Here is a 22056-nt window from a genome sequence, read left to right on the forward strand (position 1 = left end):
ATGGCGGCCCCCGCCAGGCAACCCGCAAAGGTTGCCGGTGGAGCGGGCCGCCATCACTGCGTTTGCGCCCCAAGAGCGCGCGAACGCAGGCCGGGTGAACAAGGCGGCGCCACCGCGCGCCTTGTTCACCCGGCAAAGACCTGCTTACCCGGCCAAGAGCTACAGGTTCTCGGCGAAACGGATCGGTACTGGCTCGTTCAGGCCGGCCGGGTCGAAGCCGAACACCTTGCCGTAGAACGACAGCTCGGACTCGAAGGCCCGGATGATGTTCTCCGCCTTCCGGAAGCCGTGCTGTTCCCCGGCGAAGAGCAGGTAGCTGTGCGGCACCTGCTTCTCGGCCAGCGCAGCCACGATCATCTCGGCCTGAGCCGGCGGCACCACAGCGTCCTCGTCACCCTGCAGCACGATCAGCGGACGGTCGAAACCGTCGATGTGCGACAGCGGCGAGCGTTCGGTGTACGTGTCCTTGGCCTGCGGCCAGGGGCCGACCAGCCCGTCCAGGTAGCGCGACTCGAACTTGTGCGTGTCTGAAGCGAGAGCACCGAGGTCGGCCACGCCGTACAGACTCGCCCCTGCGGTGAACACGTCGCGCGTGGCCAGAGAGGCCAGCACCGTGTAGCCACCCGCGCTGCCACCTCGGATGGCCAGGCGCGAGGCGTCGGCCAGACCTTGCGCGGCCACCCAGAGAGCAGCTGCGCAGGCGTCTTCGACGTCGACGATGCCCCAGGAAGCGTCGAGCAGCTTGCGGTAGGAACGGCCGTAACCGGTGCTGCCGCCGTAGTTCACGTCGATCACGGCGAAACCCCGGCTGGTCCAGTACTGCGTGCTCAGCCGGAACGCGGAGCTGGCGGCGCTGGTCGGGCCGCCGTGCACGGTGACGATCAGGGGCGGGCGAGCTCCCTCCGGGGCCTGCACCGAAGCCGAGGCCGGCGGGTAGAGCAGCGCGTGGGCATCGCGGCCGCCGACACTGGGGAAGGTGACGTGGCGCGGCACGGAAATGCCGGCCGGGTCGAGACGGTGGTCCGAAACTTCGTTCAGGATGGTCCAGTCGAGCTTGCCCTGGGCGCCGACCCGGAACTCGACCACCGCGATCTCGGCCGTGGCCTGGGCCGCGATGGCGGTCAGCCGGGAACCGTCGGGGGAGAGACGCAGCCGCTCCAGCGAGACGAAGGGCAGGGGATCGGTTTCCGGCGAAGTGCCGTCCACCCGAACCAGGTTGGCGCCCTTGTCATCGGTGTACGTCAGCCAGACCTGCTGCTCGGCGTCCACCGCGTAGTCGCTGTTGCCGAAAACCCAGGCCGGTCCGCCGACCTCGGTGTGCAGCGCCAGCACCGGCGAGAGCGATCCGCTGTTCTCGTCGACCCGGTAGAGGTTCCACCACTGAGACAAGTCCGAGATGACGTAGAGCTGGCCGTCCGGACCGAATCCCGGCTGCATCAGGGACTGTCCGTCTCGGCTGGCGGCCCGGCCGTGCCCGACGCGGGCTGCGCCGGCCAAGAGGTGAGCGTCCGCGAGGCTGCCATCGTCCAGAATCTCCGCGGTCCACAGCGAAGTGCTGTCCCAAGGCATGTTCGGGTGCTGCCACTCGATCCAGGCCAGCCGCCTGCCGTCGGGGCTGATCCGCGGCGCGGCCACGAAATCGGCTCCGGTCACCAGAACCTTCGGGGCCGGGTTCTCGGTGTCGCCCGGGGCGGCAGCAATCGCCACGATCTCGTTGCGGACATCGCCACCCTCATGCGATTCCCGCACGCAGATAACGGTTTTACCGTCGGGGGTGAGCCGGCCGTCCGCGTACCGCCAGGCTGCCTTGGTGGGCGGAGCAGGGGTGATCGGTACCGGGCGCTTGCCCGGCTCGGCGCGGTACAGCCGCTGGTCGTCCCACTTCACCGCGAAAACCACGTCACCCGCGACCCACCAGGCGGCGCCGCCGTACTCGTGCACCCGCGTCCGTACGTTCCAGTCCGGCCCCAGCACATCGGTGATCGTGCCGTCGTCGGCGCGGAAGACCAGCTGCTCCCGCCCGCCCTGGTCCGGACGGGCCTGCGACCACCAGGTGCCACTCTCACCGGGCCAGACCTCGTTCGGACGCGTGACGCCGGAGACCAGGTCGGCCGCGCTGATCGGGGAAGGCCAGGCGCCGAACGGAACGACGGGGAGCTCGGAACCCGTTGAGTCACTCATGCCAGCACGCTACTGCGATCGAGTGACAACACCAGAGCTACTTCCAGGAACACCCGCAGAACCGAACGGAGGACGCCGGGCGGCCCACCGCACCTGCACACCGGGGATGGGACCGGTGTCGGGTGCTGCCGCCGACGTCCCCCGTCGGTAGTTGGGTCTACCCCTTACGGCGAACCTTGAAGCTGTGCTCGACCTCCTGGTCGGTGGTGCCCTTCCCTGCAGGGTCGATCACCACCCGGGCCTTGGCCGAGCTGCCCTTCTTGACCTTGCCGCCGTCCAGCCAGGTGCAGTCGCCGTCCTTCAGCAGCTGACGGTCTACGGTGGCGAACTTCTTGCCCTTGAGCGCGACCTGCAGCAGGGCACGGGCATCGGCGTCACCGGTGTTGCAGACCCGGGCCCGCACCACACCCGCAGAGGTCAGAGCGGTCTTCGGTACGGTGAGCTCGTAGTCCGGCTGGGGGCAGGAGACCTTCTGCTTCAGCAGCTGAGCGCCGGTGAGCGCTGATTCGAGGGTGAAGCTCCAGGGGCCGGAGCCGTTCAGCCGCAAGGTGGCGGGGAGCGTCAGTTCGTCCTCGTCGTTCAGCACGGCCTCGGGGTAGCTACCGGTCAACCGCACGGTTGCACCCTTGGTGGAGCACACCGGCGCGGCGGCAGTGGCGGTGCCCAGAGCCAGCGGCGAGCCCGCATAACTGCTGGTGATGTTCATGGACGAGTCGAGACAGTCGACGGCGACCGCGTAGTCACCGAGCGGGGCGTCTTCCGGAATGGTGATCTTGGTTCTCTGCCAGGTGCCGGCGGTGAGCTCCAGCGGGACCGTCACGATCGCCTCGGGATCGGCCTCGGCCCCCAGCCCCTCCAGCTCCTCGGAGCCGTCGTCATCCGGGTCACCGGAGTTGTCAGAGTTACCGGAGTCATCTGAGTCATCAGAACCCGAGTCACCGGAGTCGTCCACCGGCATGGTCGGGCTGATCTGGATCCGAGCGCTGGTCGGCTGCGCGGCCGAGGCATCACAGACGTCCACTGGTGCCACCGAGATCGCGGCACCGGGCTCGGCGATGCTGCGGCTGACACTCACCTGGGCCGGAGTTCCGGCCGCAGCCAGCGAGACCGGCTCGTAGGTCTGGGTGACATTCCCGTCGTCGTCCGAGGGCGGGTCGTCATCCTCCGGCTCATCGAGCTGCCGGACCGGAGGATCGATGATCGCCTGGCTGACCTGCCCAGGCATCCGGGACGAGAATCCAGGGGCGGTCCCGGCCGCCACGTAATCAGCATCCAAGCAGCTCACGTCCACAGTGCCCGGACCGGCGGCGACTGCCGGATCGTCCCATTCGCCGGAGCTGTCCAGGCCGGCCACCGGCAGGCGCAGCGAGGTCGCACCCCAGCCGCCGGAGCTGTCCGTGCTCAGCGCCGCAAGCTGGTGGGTGGTCTCTTCGCTGTCGGTGTAGGTGATGTAGACGACCTGCTCGCCCATGGCGCTGGGGCAGGGCGTTGGCGGGGTGAGCGTGAACGAGGTACCTGGGCGCACCTTCTGCACGCTCAGTGTGGGAACTGGGGCAGCCAGGGCCATGACGGCAGCCGGGCCGAGCAGGGTGGCCACTGTGACGGTTCCGGTGATGAGGACGCGGCGAATCATGCGGGTAACTCCTCCTGCCGGGGTACGGTCTCTCTCGCCCTCGACACTCCGGCCGCTGACCTGAAGCCGCACCGCCGACCTGAAGCCGTGCGGCGCACGGGTCACACCCTGAGACAGTCGCGCACGACCAGGCAAGGTAGGCCTAACCTTGCGCCTCATGGCGACTGGCGCGCAGCAGAGACCGGTGGACGCGAACGACGTAGAGCAGGCCCGGAAACGGCTCTCGTCGGTTCTGTCCCCAACTGCTCTGCATCTTTCCGATCGGCTCAGCGCGCGTACCGGCGGCGAGGTGTGGCTGAAGCGCGAAGACCTGCAGCCGGTTCGCTCGTACAAGGTGCGGGGCGCGTACAACCTGATCGCCCAGCTGGAGCCAGAGGCGCGGGCCGCCGGGGTGGTCTGCGCGAGCGCCGGAAACCATGCGCAGGGTTTGGCCTACGCCTGTGGCCGACTCGGCGTGCGGGGCCGGGTGTACCTGCCCCGGACCACGCCGCGGCAGAAGCGGGACCGGATCGCGGTGCTCGGTGGCGATCTGGTGGAGATCCGGGTGCTGGGCGACACCTATGACGATGCGGCGGCCGAGGCCAAGGCGGATGCCGCCCGGACCGGCGCCACCCTGGTGCCGGCCTTCGACCACCCGTGGACGGTGGCGGGCCAGGGCACGGCCGTCGCCGAGGCGTTCGAGCAGCTGCAGGAGCTCGGCAAGCCGTTGCCGGACGTGGTGGTGATCCCGGTGGGCGGCGGTGGTCTGCTGGCCGGCGCGGCAACGTGGCTGTCCGAGCGGCATCCGGAAGTACGGGTGGTGGGGGTCGAGCCGGCCGGGGCGGCCAGCATGCATGCGGCGATGCAGGCCGGAGAACCGGTGGTGCTGGCCGAGATCGACGGTTTCGTGGACGGTGCCGCGGTGCGTCGAGCCGGTGACGTGACGTATCCGATCATCCGCGACACCAAGGTCGAGGTGGTCAGCGTGGCCGAGGGCCGGGTCTGCAGCGAGATGCTGGAGCTCTACCAGGCCGACGGGATCATCGCCGAGCCGGCCGGGGCGCTGGCCGCCGCGGCGCTGGGCGAGGTGGTTCGGCTGCAGCCCGGCGCGAGCGTGCTGGCCCTGCTGAGCGGTGGCAACAACGACGTCAGCCGCTACGCCGAGGTGGTCGAGCGGGCGCTGATCCACGAGGGTCGCAAGCACTACTTCCTGGTCGATTTCCCGCAGGAGCCAGGCGCTTTGCGGCGCTTCCTGGACGACGTGCTGGGCCCGGACGACGACGTCACGCTGTTCGAGTACGTCAAGCGCAACAACCGGGAGACCGGCCCGGCGCTGGTCGGGATCGAGCTGGGCAGCCCGGACGATCTGCCGGCCCTGCTGGCCCGGATGGAGTCCTCTCCGCCGAACATCGAGAAGATCCCCGCCGACAGCCCACTTTTCCGCTACTTGCTCTAGAACATTGGACGTTGTGGGCACCCGGGTGCCCACAACGTCCCTTTGTTCAGGAGTTGGTTTCGCTCTTGTCGCCCGCCCACAGCGTGTGGAACGACCCTTCGGCGTCCACCCGGCGGTAGGTGTGGGCGCCGAACAGGTCGCGCAGGCCTTGGATCAGTGCGGCCGGCAGGCGATCCCGCCGCAACCCGTCGTAGTACGCCAGCGAGGACGAGAAGGCCGGGGTGGCAATGCCGTTCGTGGCCGCGGCCACCACCACCCGGCGCCAGGAGTCGGCGCCGTTCTGCACGGCCTCGGCGAAGTACGGCGCAACCAGAAGGCTCTCGAGTTCAGGATTGGCGTCGTAGGCCTCGCGGATCCGGTCCAGGAAGCGAGCTCGGATGATGCAGCCGCCGCGCCAGATCGTGGCCGTCCTGCCGCGGTCGATGTCCCAGCCGAATTCCTCGCTGCCGGCCTGGATGTGGTCGAAACCCTGAGCGTAGGCAACCACTTTGGAGGCGTACAGGGCAGCGCGCACGTCCTCGGTGAACGCCTCGCGGTCTTCGGCGGCGACCCAGCCGGCCTGCACCCCCGAGCCGAAGGCCTGCTGCGCCGCGAGCCGTTGGTCGGCGTGCCCGGAAAGCGAGCGCGCGAACGTGGCCTCGGCGATACCGGTGATCGGAACGCCCAGCTCGAGCGCGTTCTGCACGGTCCAGCGGCCGGTGCCCTTCTGCTCGGCCTGGTCCTGCACCACGTCGACGAAGGCCTGACCGGTGCGGGCGTCGACATGGCTGAGCACGTCCACGGTGATCTCGATCAGGAACGACTCCAGGTCGCCCTCGTTCCAGCCCCGGAAGATCTCGGCGATCTCGGCCGGGGTAGCGCCCAGGCCCTGGCGCAGCAGGTCGTAGGCCTCGGCGATGAGCTGCATGTCGGCGTACTCGATGCCGTTGTGCACCATCTTGACGAAGTGACCGGCGCCGTCCGGGCCGACGTGCGTGCAGCACGGCGTGCCGTCGACCTGCGCGGCGATCGACTCGAACATCGGTCCGAGCCGGTCGTAGGCCCACTTCGAGCCGCCGGGCATGATGCTCGGCCCGAGCAGCGCGCCCTCCTCGCCGCCGCTGACCCCGCAGCCGACGAAGTGCAGGCCCTGGGCCTTCAGCGCCTCCTCGCGCCGCCGGGTGTCGGCGAAGTGCGCGTTGCCGGTGTCGACGACGATGTCGCCCTCCTCCAGCAGCGGCACCAGCTCGTCGATCACCGCGTCGGTGCCCGGGCCGGCCTTCACCATGACGATGACGACGCGGGGTTTCTGCAGGGAGTCGACGAAGTCCGCCAGCGACTCGCTGGGCACGAAGGTGCCCTCGTCGCCGTGCTCGGCGACCAGACTCTCGGTGCGGGCGTAGGTGCGGTTGTGCACCGCCACCCGATGACCGTGCCGGGCCAGGTTGCGGGCCAGATTGCGGCCCATCACGGCCAGGCCGGTCACCCCGATGTTGGCGGAACCGGTCCTGGTCGTGACGTCAGTGTCAGCGCTCGTGCTCACCGTTCTCCTCAGGTCTGGGACGTGACTGTTCCAGTGCCTCAGGAGAACGGGATGTTCCCGGAAGTGATCAGCAACGCTGTTCGTACTCCACGACCAGCATGGTCACCGGCACGCCGTCGAACGCCTCGCCGGCCTTCGGCTCCTGCGAGCAGACCCGGTAGTCACCGAGGTTGCCGTTGACGTCGTCGCCGTCCTCCCGGTCGATGAAGCGCACGCTGGCCTTCTCGCCGAGGATCTCGCCGGCCATGTAGGCGGTGCGGTTCTTCAGGTCGGGCATCTCGGTGGTGGCCTGGCGGTAGAGGGCCTGGTCGCTGGCCGGGCACTTCTCGTCGATCTGGACCGCGCCGAGCTCGACCTTCTTGTCCGCGTCGGCGTTGCCCGCGGCCGGGGTCTGGAAGCAGACCACCCATTCCTTGTCGTCGCTCCAGCGGCGGTCCCGGCCCAGCGCGTCGTGCGACTCCACGTCGCCGAAGCCGGACTGGTCGGCCTTGTCCTTGGCCCACTCCAGACCCTTGCCGACCAGGTTGGGCAGCGGCTTGGTGTTGGCCGAGGCGCTGTCGCCGCCGCTGCCGATCAGCCAGAAGATCAGAATCAGGACGACCGGGGTTGCGAGCACCGCAATCAGCACGATCGTGGGTGTGCTCGGACCGCTCCGTTCACCTGCCATCAGCGCAACAACCCTCTCGGCCGTACTTGTGGGCGGTTCCAGCGGCCCACAAAAGACTTTCCGGGCCGGAACGAATTATCCCGGACCGGACGGACGCAGATCAATCCGCCTCGCGGCCGCGGTCCGGCACCGGTTCTGCATTGTTTTCGGCGCCGGACCGTGGCCTGCGGGTTTGTGATCAGGCCGGATCGGTGTGCACCGACGGATCGCTGGGCGCGAGGTCGGAGTCGGGCTTGGCCGGGCTCGTGGTGGCCAGGGCGGCCCGGGCCTCGTCGGTGGAGGCGGAGACCGGCCGGGCCGGCGGCTCGGCCGATTCCGGCAGCGGGGCGATCTCCTCCACCGGCGGCAGGTCGCGGTTCTCGCGGGCCTGCCGGGCGGCCTCCTTGGCCTCTTCGATCTGGTTCAGCTCGGCCTCGTCGAGCGGGTGCACCTGCACCTTCAGGATGGCCCGCGGGGTGACCTCCAGAGCGGTCAGCCGCCACTGGCCCACGATGGTCTCGGTACCGGCCGGCGGGAACTCGCCCAGCGCCTCCAGCATGATTCCGGCGATCGTGGCGTTGCGGCCCGGGTCCAGGTCGATCCCCAGGTCGGGCAGGTCGTGGGCGGGGAAGGAACCGGTCAGCTCGATGTCGCCGTCGGGCCGGCGCACCACCTGCGCGGTGTCCAGGTCGAACTCGTCGTAGATCTCGCCGACGATCTCCTCGAGCAGGTCTTCCAGGGTGACGATGCCGGCCACCGCGCCGAACTCGTCCATCACCAGGGCGAGCTGGCCGCGCTGCTGCTGCATCCGGCCCAAAGCCTGCAGCACACCGGCGGAATCGGGCAGGACCAGGGCCGGGCGCACGTAGTCGGAGACCGTGCCGACCCCGGCCACCAGCTGGCGCAGGTGCACGAAACCGATCACGTCGTCCTCGGTCTCGCCGATCACCGGGGCGCGCGAGCGGCCGGCCTCGATCAGCACGTCGCGGGCGGTGACGGCGTCCTGCGCGGCGGACACGAAAACCACGTCGGTGCGCGGCACCAGCACCTGGTAGAGCCTGCGCTCGTCGAGCTCCAGCGCTCCCTCGATGATCGAGCGCTGCTGCTCGGGGATCGACTCCTGGGCCGCGATCATGTCCTTGATCTCCTCCTCGGAGACCTCCTCGCGCACCGCCTTGGGGTCCAGACCGACCAGCCGGACCACCATCTCGGTGGAGCGGGCCAGGATCCAGACCAGCGGCCGGGCCAGGGTGGCGATCAGGTTGATCGGGCCGGTGGCCCGCAGCGCCCAGGTCTGCGAGGTCTGCATGGCGATCCGCTTGGGCGCCAGCTCACCCAGCACCAGGGTGACGTAGGTGAGGATGATGGTGACCAGGACGACCGAGAACGGCTGGGCCGCGGCGCCGAGGAAACCCAGCGGCTCGACCAGTGGCTCGGCCAGCGAGACCGCGGCGGTGGCCGAGGCCAGCGCCCCGGCCAGGGTGATGCCGATCTGGATGGTGGACAGGAAACGGTCCGGGTTGCTGGTCAGCGAGGCCAGGCGCTTGCCCTTCTCGCTCTCCGCGGCCAGCCGGCTGACCTGGCTCTCGCGCAGCGTGACCAGGGCCATCTCGGAACCGGCCAGCGCGGCGTTGATCAGGATCAGCACGGCGACCAGGGCGATCTCGACCCACATGGTGTGCTCGGCTCCTTAGGCTGAAGGGTTCAGCACGAGGTGTTCAGTTTCGGGCAGAGGTGATCATGGCGCCTCCCGAGACACTTCGCAGCGTTCCCAAGGGGCCCACACGCACCAGGTGAGCTGGGAGGCTCCGCCGCTCACAGCGTCCACCATTTCTGCTGTTGCCCCCGGGCGCACCTTGGGTGATTTTGGAGCAGAGGCGCTGAACCTCAGGTGAACGGGCCGACGCCACCATTTCCCAACTACCGGTGAACACCTGGCCGTTGCGCAGTGAACCTCGCATCGCGGCTCTGTTCGGCGTGGGGAGCCGGATGCGAATCTCGGAGGCTGGGATCGAGGGCCCTCGTGACCTGCTGGAACGGAGATGGATCAGATGGAGAACGCACCTGTGACCGAGGAGCCGGAAGGCGGGGCGTCCGAGGCGCCGGGCGCTCTGGTCGCCGCCCGCGTGGCCGAGATCCACCGGGAGATCCACGTGCCGGGAGCGGGACAGCCTCTGGAGGGACTCTCGCTGGAGGGCCTGAAGGTGGACGACTCGGACGACGACGATCCGGTCCTGATCACCGCCGAGGGTTCCCCGGTGGACACCTGGCGCGAGGGCTACCCGTACCAGGAGCGGCTGCGCCGCGACGTGTACGAGGCGGAGAAGCGGCTGCTGCAGATCGAGCTGCTGAAGCTGCAGAACTGGGTGAAGAGCTCCGGCGAGAAGGTCGTGATCCTGTTCGAGGGCCGGGACGCGGCCGGTAAGGGCGGCACGATCAAGCGGTTCATGGAGCACCTGAACCCGCGCGGCGCCCGGGTGGTGGCGCTGGAGAAGCCGAGCGAGCGCGAGCAGGGCGAGTGGTACTTCCAGCGCTACGTCCGCGAGTTGCCCACCAGCGGCGAGATCGTGCTGTTCGACCGGTCCTGGTACAACCGCGCCGGGGTGGAGCGGGTGATGGGGTTCGCCTCCGCGCCCGAGTACCTGGAGTTCATGCGCCAGGCCCCGGAGCTGGAGCGGATGCTGGTGCGCTCGGGGATCCGGCTGGTCAAGTTCTGGTTCTCGGTCTCGCAGCTGGAGCAGCGCACCCGGTTCCTGATCCGCCAGGTCGACCCGGTCCGGCAGTGGAAGCTCTCGCCGATGGACCTGGCCTCCCTGGACAAGTGGCAGGAGTACACCGAGGCCAAGGAGGCGATGTTCTTCTACACCGACACCGCCGACGCGCCCTGGACCGTGGTCAAGAGCAACGACAAGAAGCGCGCCCGGCTCAATGCGATGCGTCATGTCCTGCACCGTTTCCCCTACGAGGGCAAGGACCTCGAGGTGGTCGGCACGCCCGACCCGCTGATCGTCGGTCTGGCCACGGACGTGTACGAGCACGGGGAGCACACTTCGCGGTACTTCCCCCGGCTGTAAAGGGCTTTCGAACCAGAGGACGGGGTGCTCACCGGAGCGGCTCGCATGCGGTTTGCGACTTTCCGTGGCTTTGCGCTGCCGTTCAGGGCATCCTTTGCGAGTGCCTGAAGCCCGTACGACACCGGAGCCGACCCTGACCTCGATCCCGCCTGCAGGCGCTCACCCGGCCCCGGCCGGGTCGGCGGTGGAGATCTGGTGGGCGCGGGTGGACGTGGGGAATCTGAGCGACGACACCCGGACCCGGCTGGCCTCCGACCTGGACGAATCGCGGACGGCCAAGATCGAACGTTACCGCCGGGCCGAGGACCGGGACCGGGGGCTGGCGGCGCACTCGCTGCTGCGCCGGGTGCTGACCTCGGTCACCGGTACCCCGCCGGCCGAGCTGGACCTGGGCTCGTTCTGCATCACCTGCAACGAGCACGGGCACGGCAAGCCCTACCTGAGCAGCGGCGACGGCGCCCGGCCGGTGGAGCTGAACCTGTCGCACTCGGGGGAGATCGTGATCGTGGCGCTGGCTGCCCCCGGGGTGCAGATCGGTGTGGACGTGGAGCAGTCCCGGACGGTGGACTGGGACGCGATGCGCAGTTCGATCTTCGCCGACCAGGAATGGGCGGCCACCGAGCGGCGCACCGACCGGGAGCACCGGCGGCTGTTCACCTGGGCCCGCAAGGAGTCGTCGGTGAAGGCCAGCGGGCACGGCCTGTCGCTGCCGTTGCGCGGGGTGGTCACGGTGGAGGAGACGGAAGGCACCTGGTCGGCCTCGATGCCCCAGGGGGTGGGCCGGGTGGCCGGCGCCGACCTGGATCTGGGCCCGGACGTCGCCGCGGCGGTGGCGGTCCTGCGCGAGTCGGGGTGGCCGGAACCGCCGGCCCTGCACCAGGTGGAGATCGGCTGATCGGTGGCCGGGGGAGGCAAGCGAGGGATGTCGCGCGGTGGCCGGACGAGCGGGGTGAACGGCTGAATGCCCGAGACCACCATCGCCACCAGCACCGAGGAGCAGCAGCGGGCCGTCGTCTCCCGGACCGAGCGGCTGCGCTCCGCCCTGGCCCAGGTGACGCTCGAGGAGTACCGCAGCGAGGACGTCCGGTTCGAGCGTGACTCCCGGCTCGGGCGGGAACTGCTCTACCTGGTCTCCAACAACTCCTGGTGCCGGCGCACCACCGAGGTGCTGCGGCTGAACCTGGCCGAGGCGGTGGACACCGACGTGATCGTCGACGTCGACCTGTCCTACGCCGACCACGAGGCGTTCGAGCTGGACGCGGGCCTGACCTGGCTGCCGCTGCTGGCGCTGCCCCCGATGAAGGCCCGTGAGCCCTCCCGATCGCGAGAGGCCCGGCTGTTCAAGGAGTTCCAGGCCCGGCGGCACGAGGTGCCGCTCGACCGGTGGGCCGACGAGGACGCCGACCCGATCGCCACCCTGGAGGTCAGCGACGCCGAGGGCACCCGGCTGCACCGGCTGACCCAGGCCGAGGTGCGCCAGCGCCTGGCGGCCGCGCTGGCCGAGATGATCCTGAACGTGATGACCCGCCGGCCCCAGCAGGTCGGCCCGGAGCCGGGCGCGGCGGTCCAGCGTTCGCAGAAGCTGTTGCTGTCGGCGGCGATTCGGCGGATGCTGCCCGGAGCCTCGCCGGTCGACGAGGCCGGGCAGTTGCCGGCCGGTGGCACGGTGCCCGACGGGATTCGCGACGCCCGGCGCCTGCTGGACGAAATTCTTTCTGCCGACGTGGAACTCGCACAATCGGCCACGGACGAGGCGGCCGGGCCGGGCTCGTCGAACGCCCGGTGGGCCGACGGTGGATACCTGGTTCCAGGCGCAAGGCCTTTCGAGTCAACGGATTCGGGTACGGCACCCGCCGGTGAGGCGACCGCGGAGGCGAGCACACCGTCCGTTGCTGGAGATCTGGACCCGGAAGCGACCATTCCGCTGCGGGTGACCAAGAAGCCGGGCCTGGACACCGAAGTCATGAAGGTGCTGACCGGGCCGGTGGCCGACGGGCCGGGGACCGGGCCGATCAGCGGGCCGATCGCGGTGGACTCCTGGCTGGAGGACGGCGGCCGGTTGCGGCCGGTGCTCGGATCGCACGTCGGGGAGATCCTCGACGCCCTGATCGGCACCATGCTGGTGGTGATCGCGGTCAAGGACGAGGGTCGGCCGATGTCGTACACCGTGCACGTGCCCTCGCGCCGGCTGGTGCGCCGCGGCCGGGCCTGGTTCCAGCCGCGGGCCCTGCTCAGCATCGACCTGCTGGCCCCGACCGCGCACGCCGACCGGCAGATCCGGCTGATGCTGCCCGAGGGCGTGGTCTGCCGCGGCGACCGGGTGCAGGGGCGGATCGACGTGCAGCTGCCGGCGCCGTTCGAGCGCCTGGAATCGCTGATGCGCCGGCTGTTCCCCCGGCACATGCCGCACGACCGGCCGGCCTCCTGGGTGGACGTGCAGATCGCCGAGATGGCGCTGCACAAGGTCGATTCCGCGCTCGACAGCCTGCGGCACTACCTGGTCGAGGCGACCCACGACGAACAGGCGGACGACGGCGAGCCCCGGCGGCTGCGGGAGATCCTGAGCGGGGTGCGCCGGCCCTCGCGCGAGCAGCTCACTCACCAGCTGGACCTGCGGCTGCGGGATCTGCGGGTGCAGCTGGACCGGGTGCGTGCGGCCGGGGTGCTGGGCGACGGGATGGCCGAGGTCTGGCGCGCCTGGGACTCGGGCACCTGGTACCCCCGCTGGATGCGCCGCCGGGTGGACGTGAACACGGCCAGCGTGAACCTGGTGATGCTGAGGGCGGCCTCGGTCGACGATGTGGCGATCCGGGCCCGGCCGATCCGCGCCCGGATCGAGGCCGACCTGGGGCTGGCCGAGGTGTCCGACGTGGCCCGGTACACCGGTGGGCTGAACCTGGCCGTGCTCGGGGTGCTGTTCCTGCTGCTGTGGATCGGGCAGCCCCCGGACGACGAGGTCGGCGACATCAAGCAGGTGCTGGCCACCATCCTGACCTTGTTCGCCGCCGTGCTGGCCGGGCGGATTGAGCTGGGCCAGGCCTTCACCCTGCGCGGCCTGCTGACCCGGGCCACCTACTGGCTGATGTTCGGGGCCGTGCTGCCCACCGTGCTGCTGGCGATGTGCCTGGCCATCCTCGACTTCCAGTACGCCGAGTCGGCTTCGTTCATCGCCTTCGTGGTGCAGGCCCTGCTGATGCTGCGCCTACGCCGCACCGAGCCCCGCCGATCCCGGCCCAAACGCCGCTCGCGGACCGCCACGATGCGGGTGACCAGCGCTTATTCACCCGACTACGCCCGGGTGGACATGCTGCGCGGACGGCGCAGCCGGGCCCTGATCACCGAGGCCCTGCTGCTCGGGCGGGACGCGTTCGCCTACGTGGTCACCCGGCCCGCGGGGGAGGGGCAGTTGCAGAGTCTGCTGGAGCGCAGCCAGGTCTCCGACGGCCCGGTGACCGGGCTGACCCGCAATGCCCGGCGGTCGATGGCGCGGTTCCTGACCGCTCGCGGGCTGGATTTCCCCGGCGCGGTGGACCTGGAGGCCCCGGCGAGCGCCGCGCGACAGCTCGGCATCACCTCGGAACAGGTGAACCTGCTGGGCGCAGTGCAGGCGGCCACGGCCGGCCGGGCGATGACCTACCTGGTGTTCCGCGATCAGCCGGTGGACGACTGGCGGACCGCGAACGGGGACAACGACGACGTGGTGGCCCCGGTGCCGCTGGACCCGGACCGGGTGGCCCCGCAGGAACCGCCGGAATGGCAGCTGCAGATCATGATCGGCCTGCCGGTGGACCCGGGCGCGGTGGCCTTGGCCCGGCACCCGGTGATGGCGGTGGTCTCGGCCGCGGCCCGGTACAACTTCCAGGTCAGCAGCGTGCAGTTGCCGGCCCCGCCGCCGGTCGGGTACTCCGGGCAGGCGCTGCGCTGGATGCAGCTGAGCGTGGGGGTGACCTACCGGCGCGGCGACTCGCTGCGCGGGCTGGGCTCGTTCCTCTACCGGGTGCACCGGATGGACGGCATGGCCTTCGGCAACGGGCGGCTCTCGGTGCTGGTGCAGATCAACGCCGAGAGCCGGCCGCTGCCCGCCCTGGCCGCCTCCAAACCGCTGAGCGACAAGGACTTCGACGTCGTACCGGACGACGAGGCAGCCGCCGACCTGCAGCGCAACTGGCGCACGCTGGCGCTGACCGCGCACTCGCGGGTGGGCCTGCTGCGCGATGTGCTGACCGGACTGGCCACCCAGGCGCCCAATTTCGAGCTGGCCGGGCTGACCGTGGAGGGGGTGTACGGGCAGACCGTGCTGTTCCTGGTCGGCCGGGACGCCGGGGGCGCCTCGGACGCCTCGCTGAAGGTGGCGCTGCAGCGCTGGATGCGGCCTTCGGACCGGCTGATCGTGGCGGTGGACCGGCGGGTCAGTGCGCGCACGCTGGACGGGTCGGCGGCGATGCGCGAGCGGTTGCTGCTGCAGGTCTCGCTGCGTACTCCGGACCGGCCCGGGGTGCTGCGCGAGACGCTGAAGAACCTGGCCCGGGCGCTGGACGTTTACGGGCCGCCGGGACCCGCGTTCGGCGAGGCGCTGGAGAAGATCGACGTCTGGTTCGTGACCATGGAGGTGGCCAACGGGCGCACCTTCAAGGGGCAGCTGACGGTGCGGCTGCCGGGCAAGCCGGAGGACTGGGACGAGTGGGCGGCGGTGGACTGGCCGGCCGTGGAGCGCTCGCTGAGCCAGGCCTCGGCGCAGGCTGCGCGGGGCGAGGGCAACGATGCGGCGATGGGCGGGGCGGTGGCGATCATGGACGACACGGTGATCACCGTCGAGTTGATGCGCACCGCCGACCAACGGTTGCCGAAACTGACTCCGCCCGAACTGCCTTAGGTGCGCACCGCGTCCGTTGTTGCTGCTCTTCGGCCAGCCGGAGCGCTCAGGCCGCCGGGCTCTGGGAGTCGGCGAAGGCGGAGTCGTTCAGCCGGCCCAGCTTCCAGTTGACGTTGTCGGCGGTGTACTGGGTGACCTCGACGTCGCGACCGGCGGCCGGGGCCTGCACGGCGGTGCCCGGCTCCACCACGATCATCACGTGCCCGGCCGAACCGCGTTCCCCGAGCGCCCCGAACAGCAGGTCGCCCGGCTGTTCCTGACCGGGCTCGATCATCGTCGAGTTGTCCATCATCTGCGCCGCGGTACGGATCTTGAGCGGGTGGCCGACCTTTTGGTACGAGTACACGACCAGGCCGGAGCAGTCGAACGAGTCGGGGCCGACCGCACCCCAGATGTACGGGTCGCCCTGCTGTTCCAGCGCCACCTGGAGGAAGTCGCCGACCGTGGAGTCGGGCAGGTTGGCGCCGACCATGTTCTGGTCGCAGCCCAGTTGGCCGTCACCGACCACGGATTCGACCAGCGAGCCGGCCAGGGACTCCCAGCGGGCGTAGGCGAACGGGAAGGCCGAGCGCTGCACCTCCTGGGCCGCGTCGGTGACGTCCATCGACTGCCAGTTGTCCACGTCCACCAGGCCGGGCTGCCCCTGCTGGCCGCCGGTGAAGAACATCCGGGCGGACTCTTCGGGGTTGGTCCGGTCCGAGGCCGGGCCCCAGGCCGCCCGCTGCTGGAACAGGCCCAGGCTGTCGCGGTCGCCGTAGTTGATGTTGCGCAGGGTTGACTCCTGCATCGCGGTGGCCACCGCCACCACCAGCCCGCGCGGCGGGATGTCCAGCGCCACGCCGGTCTCGATCACCGTCTGCGCGTTCTCGAGCTGGGAGTCGTCCAGCACCACGTCGGTGTTGCCGGTCTGGGCGATCCGGGCGCAGCTGACGCTCAGGGTGCCGCTGTCGGAGTCCTCGTCCAGAGGGACCCCGGCGATGCCCATCATCATCATCGCCGGTACCAGCACCAGGCCGGCGCCGAACAGGCCGAGGATCGCCAGCAGGACGATCACCAGGCGCAGCGGGACCCTACGTTCCATGGCTTCAATCCCCGGTGTTGGGTTGCACGTCGGACACTTTCGCCTCGCTGGTGCCGTCGCCGGCCACCACGGTGACCAGTACCGAGTCCCCACCGCCGAGCGGGATCGCGATCATCGCCGACTCCTGGGCCAGGAACCGGACCACCGGATCGCCGGAGGGCTGGCCGCCCGGCAGAGTGGCCGTGTCGGTGGTGCGCAGCGCCTGGGCGTAGTCCTCGGTGGCCCGCGGGACGAGCTTGTCCAGCCACTGCTGGTTGCTCTCGCCGGGCGCCACCTCGGCCCACAACCGGACGAACTCCACTGCGGCGAGCACGTATTCGTCCGCGTCGGGGATCGCCGCATTGGTCGACCCGATCGACTCGGTGTTGCCGGTGCCGCCGGTGGTGTCCACCGCCGTGTCGTCGTCGGTGAGCGCTGTGATCCCCACGAAGGCCAGGATGATCGCGGTCAGGCTGACCACCACGAGCCGGCGCGGACTGGCGAACAGCCAGGTTCGGAAGTTCTCGAGCATTGTGCCTGTCGGTTTCTAGCGCTGCCGGGCGCGGTCGTCGGAGTCCGCGGCGGAGCGGTGCGGGCGGAAGACCTCGTCGAGTTCGCTCTCGAAGGTGTCGGGGGCTTCGCTCTCCGAGCGCTGGAAACCACGGTCGCCCGGCCGGATCACCGGTGCGCCGTCGTCCTGCGGACGCCAGTTCTTGCTGCCCACCGGGACCGGCGGATCGGTGGCGAACACCCGGTTGCCGGTGTTGTTCTCGACCCGGCCGGCCTCTGCCGGTTGCTCCGGCTGGCGTTCGCCCGCGTTACCGCCGAAGCCGGACAGGGCCGAGCGGGCCGCGGCCCGGCCGGCCCCGGTGCCGTTGTTGACCGTGGCCGACTCGACCCGGTTGCCCGCGGCCGTGGGGGCGTAGATCTCGCCCTCGGCCGGAGCCTGGGCCGGCGCCGGGGCCTCGCTCTGCCCGCGGATCACGGTGACCTGGCCGCCGGTGACCGTGACCGGCCCGCCGAGCGCGGCCGGTTCCGGCGTGGCGCCCTCGGCCTTGGCCGGGACCGGGTAGTTGCTGATCGCCTCGACCCGTTGCGGCGCACGGCCTTCTGCGGCCTGGGCCTCGGCGATGGCGTTGGCCGGAGTGGCCCGCTGACTGGCCGAGACCCCGAGGAAGGTGCTGAGCGCCCCGGTGAGGATCCGGCTGCTGGTCCGGGCCGCTCCCTTGGCGCCTCCGGTGACTCCGCCGGCGGCCTGGGCGAAGTGGTTCTCCCGGGTGGAGACCATCTGGGTGAGCCGGCGGAACGGGCGCAGCGCCACCCACATCACGATGGTCAGCAGCAGCATCAGGATGATGCTGAGCCAGCCCGGGGTACCGCTGGTGGGGGAGAGCAGCACGCCCATGCCGAGTACCGTCACCGACGCCCCGATGCCGAACACCAGCGCGTTGATCAGGGCTGCGGCCACGGTGCTGCCGATCCCGGTGACCAGGGTGCGCATGGTCGGGAACAGGCCCAGGGTGGCGAAGGCGGGGAAGAGCATGATGCCGAAGCGCACGATGATCAGCGCCCCGAGCACCAGCAGACCGGCCACGAACAGGAACGGCACGGTGCACAGGGCGGCCAGCAGGGCCAGCATGGCGTAGCCGACCCGGCTGTCCGAGCGCTTGCCGGTCAGGTACTCGTAGGCGTCCGGGTCGACGGCCTTGATCTTCTCCGCGGCCTCGGCGAACTTCTCCTGCTTGGCCTCGACGATCTGCTTGCCCTGTTCCGGGTCGGACTGCATGATCGCGGCCTCGCGCCAGGTCAGCGCGGTGGCGTCGAAGATCACCGGGCCGTACTCCTTGGCCACCTCGGAGTCGGTGCTGCCGAAGGTGCCGCCCAGCCAGGACTCGTACAGCAGGGCCTGGTGCATGCCCGAGGTGGCGGCGCTGCCGGCGTCGGCCGAGCCGTCCGCACCCTGGCCGTTCAGCCCGGTGGAGACCGCCGAGAGCGTGGTGGCGACGGTCTGGTCGGCGGCGTGCCCGGCCACCAGGGGCCAGCGGAAGACCATGGTGACCAGCACCATCACCAGCAGGGCCCAGCCGATCGCGCCGGCCGAGGAGGCCAGCGCGGCGTGCCGGGACCGCCAGATCAGCAGCACGCCCAGCGCGGCGACGACCACGAAGGCCCAGCGCTCGAACACGGTCCGCTGCAGGGTGTCGACCACGTCGGTGATCAGCGGGTCGAACACGCCGAGGAAGTCGGGGGTGAAGGCCGCGTCGAGCACCGCCCCGGTGGCGGCGACCATGGTGGTCGGCACCTCCATCACCCAGTTGCCGATGGCGGTACCGATCGCCGCGTCCGGGTTGCGCACGATCTCCGAGCCGCAGCCCAGGTCGTAGGTGTTCCAGCGGACGCCGGCGTAGCCGTAGACCTCGTAGATCGAGACGTCGGCGTTCTCGGCGAACGGGTCGGCGTCCGGCGGGAGGTTCTTCGGGGGTGCTTCGAAGAACCCGACCACGCCGCGGCCCGGTACCTCGGGGACCGGGGGCTCGGAGCAGTCGACGAACGGGACGGCCGGGGCCGCCTGGTTCGGGGTGGTGGCCGCCAGGACGTTCGGGCTGGCGTTCGGGGTGGTGGCGGCCATGGCGGACGGGCCGATGCCGACGGCCAGCGCGAGCGCGGCCAGCACGGTGACGACGACGCGCCGCCGCTTCATCGCTGTCCGCCGGTCTCGTCCGGGTGCCGGGTGCCACGATCCGAACCGGCTTCGGCCGGGCCCGTGGGCCAGCCGTTGCCGTTGGTGCTGGGCGGGTTGCTGACAACCCGGTGGGAGCCGGTGCTCACAGCTGCATGCTCTCCCGTGGTCACGGCCGCGTGTTCTCCGGTGGTGGCGCCGTTGCGGGCCCGCATCCCGTGCCGGGGCCGGCCTGCGCCGACCGGCAGGGCGTGCCGGGACCCGCCTGGTGGAGTCTGTGGATCCTTGCGAGGCGCGGCCCAGGAACCGGTGCCGATCGGCCGGCCGGAACCGACCGGGGCCCCGGACGCGTCGAGTTCTACTGCGGTGAGGTCGATCTGGTCGGTCCGCGGCTCGCGGGCCGGGCGTTCCACCACCGGCCGCGGCGGAGTGATCGGCGCCGCGGTGGTGTCCAGTGCGGCCAGCACGTGCGGCAGGTGGTCCAGGTCCACCCGCATCCGGTCGACGTTGCCGTCCACGTCCCGCATCACGAATTCGCGCAGGCCGGAACGGGTTCCGGTGAGCGAGCGGGGAGACAGCCGGCCCAGCACGCCCTCGTAGCCCACTCCCGGCGGGACCCGCAGCATCCGCAGCGCGTCGGCGGCCACCTGCTCGTCCTCGATCCGGCCGACGAACGCGGCCGAGATGAAGTTGGAGACCTCCATGCCCAGCACGTCGGCCGGGTTCTGAGAAGCCGCCAGGACGCAGGTGTTCCACTTACGGCTGTCCCGGCCGAGCCGGGTGAACAGGGCCCGCCCGGCTCCCCACTCGCCCAGGAAGTGGGTCTCGTCCAGGGCCACCAGCTTGCGCTCGTTGCGCGGGCGGCCGTAGATCGTGCGGGTGGCGTACCAGGAGGCCAGGTGCAGCAGCGGCACCGCCATCTGCTCGCTGGTGGACCAGTGCTCGCGCGGCACCGAACCGGGCGGCAGCACCAGGCCGGGCATGGTCAGCACGGTCAGCACCGCGTCGTCGTGGATCGGCTCGGTGCTCGGCCCGATCGGGAAGAACAGCCGGGCCAGCGGCATCTCGGCCATGTCGCGCAGGTAGGCGGCGATGTCCGCGGCGTGGTCGTCGTGCCGCGACTCCAGGTGCTCGACCACCGTCCAGAGGCTGGTCTGCGGGGCGCCCTTGGTGGCCCGGATCGCCTCGGTCAGCATCAGCCGGGTCCGGGCGGCCGAGGCCAGGCCGGGCGGCAGCAGCATGGTGGCCACGTCCAGGGCGAGCAGCTTGCGGTCCTGGGAGGCCAGGGTGCGGGCCTCTTCTAGGGCGTCCAGCGTGGGGTAGTCCTCCGGCCGGGGCTGGACCACCACGGCGTAGGGGTTCAGCGTGCCGGAGGGCGCCGAGGTGAGGTCGATGTGCCGGGACCGGTCGCGCAGCTCGGGCAGATCGGTGAGCCGGGCCAGCGGTCCGGAGGGGTCGAGCATCACCGAGGTGATGCCCCGGCGCACCGCCTCGTAGGTGATCAGCCCGGCCAGCACCGACTTGCCGGAGCCCAGGGCACCGACGATCGGGACCAGGCCGGAGGTCTCCCGGACCTCGGTGGCGAAGTGCGTGTCGAACATCACGGCCCGCCGGCTCGAGGCCGCGGTGTGCCCGATGTACGGACCACGGCGGTCGCCCAGCGAGGACGAGGCGGCCGGTACCCCGGCCGCGAAGTACAGCGTGGGCAGCCGGCGGCGGTAGGCGGTGGAGGAGAGCGGTTCGCCGGGGATGAACTCGCGCAGCAGGCCGTGCTGGCCCTTCGGGTGAGCGATCGTGACCTGCCGCTTGCGGTACGTGTCGACCACCTGGCGGGCCCGCTCCAGGGCCTCCTCCTGGGTGGCGCCGGAGACCGCGATCCGGAACCAGCCGTGCACCCGGGAGGCGGTGGTGTCGCCCCCGGTGCTCATCTCGTCCTCGATCGCCCGGGCCTGCCGGGCCTGGCGCTCCAGGGCCAGCGGCTCGTCCAGGTCGTGATCGCGGTAGTGCCGCTGCATGTCGCGGACCACCAGGAGCTTGCGCTGCACCGCGTCCAGCGCCTGGTCGCCGTCCAGCACGTCGAGCCGGACCGACCACTCCACCGCGAACGGCAGCCGGTCGGCGTGCACCAGCCAGGGCTCGTGCGCCGGGTCGGGGATCTCGATCTCGTCCACCCGGCCGACGGTGAGCACGCTGACGTACCGCTCGGAACCGGCGCCGCCCGGGTCACGCCGGGAGATCTTGACGCTCGGGGCGAACGGCTCGGCCTCGTGGATCACGCCCTCGGTGAGCTCGTACAGGTCTTCGGTCTCCCACCGGCCGTCCTGCACCGGCGAGAGCGCCCCGGGAGCGGGCAGGCCCAGGCCCAGCGAGCGGCGCATCAGCCACTCCAGCTCGCGCGGGGTGACCGGACGGCCGTCCAGACCGTGCCCGGCGATCGCCTCGCCGACCAGCGCCGCGTCCTTGTCGACCTTCTGCAGCTCGCCCAGGGTGGGCCGGCGCAGCACCCGCTGGGTGAAGTTGGCCATCTGCGAGCGCTCGCTGATCTGGACGCCGAGGTAGACCTCTTTCTCGGCCATCGTCGAGGCGCGCACGTGCTGCTGGGCGCTGACCAGGTGGTCGGCCCAGGTGTTGCCGTCGATCCCGGGCAGCGGATCGGGGGTGCGGGCGTCCAGGGCCCGGGCCCAGGAGGCCGCCGGATAGGGCCGGGACGTCACCCGCAGGTGCAGCCGCCGGCCGGACAGGGCGGCCATCCGCGTCGCCGTGTCGATGATCAGGTTCAACCGCTCGCCGTCGGCCCGGAACGCCCAGCGCTGCGTGGGCAGCGCGAACCAGGCCCAGGCCGCCTGGTCGGTGAACGCCAGGTTGCCCTCGATCGTCCGCAACGCCAGTGCCATGTTCGCGGCCCGGGTCTGGCCGCTGCTGAAGATCCCCATGAGGTGGCCGCGTCTCTCC

13 protein-coding genes are annotated in these 22056 nt (G+C 70.8%); 4 read left to right on the forward strand and 9 right to left on the reverse strand.

What is annotated here, in order from left to right:
- Nucleotides 1-159: 159 nt before the first annotated feature.
- A complete protein-coding gene (locus LR394_RS38205; RefSeq protein ID WP_231449599.1) occupies nucleotides 160-2181 on the reverse strand; it encodes a S9 family peptidase in 2022 nt (673 codons plus the stop codon).
- Nucleotides 2182-2338: 157 nt separating this feature from the next.
- Nucleotides 2339-3814, reverse strand: a complete 1476-nt coding sequence (locus tag LR394_RS38210; protein WP_231449600.1) for a DUF4625 domain-containing protein — start codon at nucleotides 3812-3814, stop codon at nucleotides 2339-2341.
- A 157-nt stretch (nucleotides 3815-3971) separates the two neighbouring features.
- On the opposite strand from LR394_RS38210, the gene ilvA reads away from it, so the two are divergent.
- Entirely contained in the window at nucleotides 3972-5249 is a 1278-nt protein-coding gene (ilvA, locus tag LR394_RS38215) for a threonine ammonia-lyase IlvA (protein ID WP_231449601.1), read from the forward strand.
- Between the two features lie 46 nt (nucleotides 5250-5295).
- Here the strand turns inward: ilvA and gndA are convergent, their stop codons facing one another.
- From gndA to LR394_RS38230, 3 genes are all read right to left on the reverse strand, one after another.
- Complete coding sequence (gene gndA / locus LR394_RS38220) at nucleotides 5296-6771, reverse strand: NADP-dependent phosphogluconate dehydrogenase (RefSeq protein WP_231449602.1); 1476 nt, start codon at nucleotides 6769-6771, stop codon at nucleotides 5296-5298.
- Between the two features lie 67 nt (nucleotides 6772-6838).
- Entirely contained in the window at nucleotides 6839-7438 is a 600-nt protein-coding gene (locus LR394_RS38225; protein ID WP_231449603.1) for a hypothetical protein, read from the reverse strand.
- A gap of 178 nt (nucleotides 7439-7616) precedes the next feature.
- A complete protein-coding gene (locus tag LR394_RS38230) occupies nucleotides 7617-9092 on the reverse strand; it encodes a hemolysin family protein (RefSeq protein ID WP_231449604.1) in 1476 nt (491 codons plus the stop codon).
- A gap of 376 nt (nucleotides 9093-9468) precedes the next feature.
- Between LR394_RS38230 and ppk2 the strand changes: the two genes are divergently transcribed.
- The 3 genes from ppk2 to LR394_RS38245 all read left to right on the forward strand — a co-directional run bounded on the left by ppk2 (nucleotide 9469) and on the right by LR394_RS38245 (nucleotide 15364).
- Nucleotides 9469-10491 (forward strand): polyphosphate kinase 2, encoded by a 1023-nt coding sequence (gene ppk2 / locus LR394_RS38235; RefSeq protein WP_231449605.1) that lies wholly within the window; start codon nucleotides 9469-9471, stop codon nucleotides 10489-10491.
- Between the two features lie 100 nt (nucleotides 10492-10591).
- On the forward strand, nucleotides 10592-11386 hold the full coding sequence (locus tag LR394_RS38240; protein WP_231449606.1) for a 4'-phosphopantetheinyl transferase family protein: 795 nt from the start codon (nucleotides 10592-10594) through the stop codon (nucleotides 11384-11386).
- Between the two features lie 66 nt (nucleotides 11387-11452).
- On the forward strand, nucleotides 11453-15364 hold the full coding sequence (locus LR394_RS38245) for a hypothetical protein (protein ID WP_231449607.1): 3912 nt from the start codon (nucleotides 11453-11455) through the stop codon (nucleotides 15362-15364).
- A gap of 46 nt (nucleotides 15365-15410) precedes the next feature.
- Here the strand turns inward: LR394_RS38245 and LR394_RS38250 are convergent, their stop codons facing one another.
- The 4 genes from LR394_RS38250 to LR394_RS38265 are packed head-to-tail and all read right to left on the reverse strand — an operon-like array spanning nucleotide 15411 to nucleotide 22037.
- A complete protein-coding gene (locus tag LR394_RS38250; RefSeq protein ID WP_231449608.1) occupies nucleotides 15411-16445 on the reverse strand; it encodes a C40 family peptidase in 1035 nt (344 codons plus the stop codon).
- A gap of 4 nt (nucleotides 16446-16449) precedes the next feature.
- Nucleotides 16450-16956 carry a hypothetical protein gene (locus tag LR394_RS38255; protein WP_231449609.1) on the reverse strand — a complete coding sequence of 169 codons (507 nt, stop codon included), beginning with the start codon at nucleotides 16954-16956 and terminating at the stop codon, nucleotides 16450-16452.
- 15 nt (nucleotides 16957-16971) lie between these two features.
- Nucleotides 16972-19125, reverse strand: coding sequence for a hypothetical protein (locus LR394_RS38260; RefSeq protein WP_231449610.1), 2154 nt, complete (start codon nucleotides 19123-19125; stop codon nucleotides 16972-16974).
- Nucleotides 19122-22037 (reverse strand): ATP-binding protein, encoded by a 2916-nt coding sequence (locus LR394_RS38265; RefSeq protein ID WP_231449611.1) that lies wholly within the window; start codon nucleotides 22035-22037, stop codon nucleotides 19122-19124. Before LR394_RS38265 ends, LR394_RS38260 begins: the two co-directional genes overlap by 4 nt.
- Between the last annotated feature and the right edge of the window lie 19 nt (nucleotides 22038-22056).

Source organism: Kineosporia babensis (genome assembly GCF_021129305.1).
Classification (GTDB): domain Bacteria; phylum Actinomycetota; class Actinomycetes; order Actinomycetales; family Kineosporiaceae; genus Kineosporia; species Kineosporia babensis.

Coding starts and splice junctions, on each gene's coding strand:
- LR394_RS38245 (WP_231449607.1), top strand. CDS start 11,453: ATGCCCGAGACCACCATCGCCACCAGCACCGAGGAGCAGCAGCGGGCC.
- LR394_RS38205 (WP_231449599.1), bottom strand. CDS start 2,181: ATGAGTGACTCAACGGGTTCCGAGCTCCCCGTCGTTCCGTTCGGCGCC.
- LR394_RS38230 (WP_231449604.1), bottom strand. CDS start 9,092: ATGTGGGTCGAGATCGCCCTGGTCGCCGTGCTGATCCTGATCAACGCC.
- LR394_RS38260 (WP_231449610.1), bottom strand. CDS start 19,125: ATGAAGCGGCGGCGCGTCGTCGTCACCGTGCTGGCCGCGCTCGCGCTG.
- ppk2 (WP_231449605.1), top strand. CDS start 9,469: ATGGAGAACGCACCTGTGACCGAGGAGCCGGAAGGCGGGGCGTCCGAG.
- LR394_RS38210 (WP_231449600.1), bottom strand. CDS start 3,814: ATGATTCGCCGCGTCCTCATCACCGGAACCGTCACAGTGGCCACCCTG.
- LR394_RS38255 (WP_231449609.1), bottom strand. CDS start 16,956: ATGCTCGAGAACTTCCGAACCTGGCTGTTCGCCAGTCCGCGCCGGCTC.
- LR394_RS38225 (WP_231449603.1), bottom strand. CDS start 7,438: ATGGCAGGTGAACGGAGCGGTCCGAGCACACCCACGATCGTGCTGATT.
- LR394_RS38265 (WP_231449611.1), bottom strand. CDS start 22,037: ATGGGGATCTTCAGCAGCGGCCAGACCCGGGCCGCGAACATGGCACTG.
- ilvA (WP_231449601.1), top strand. CDS start 3,972: ATGGCGACTGGCGCGCAGCAGAGACCGGTGGACGCGAACGACGTAGAG.
- LR394_RS38250 (WP_231449608.1), bottom strand. CDS start 16,445: ATGGAACGTAGGGTCCCGCTGCGCCTGGTGATCGTCCTGCTGGCGATC.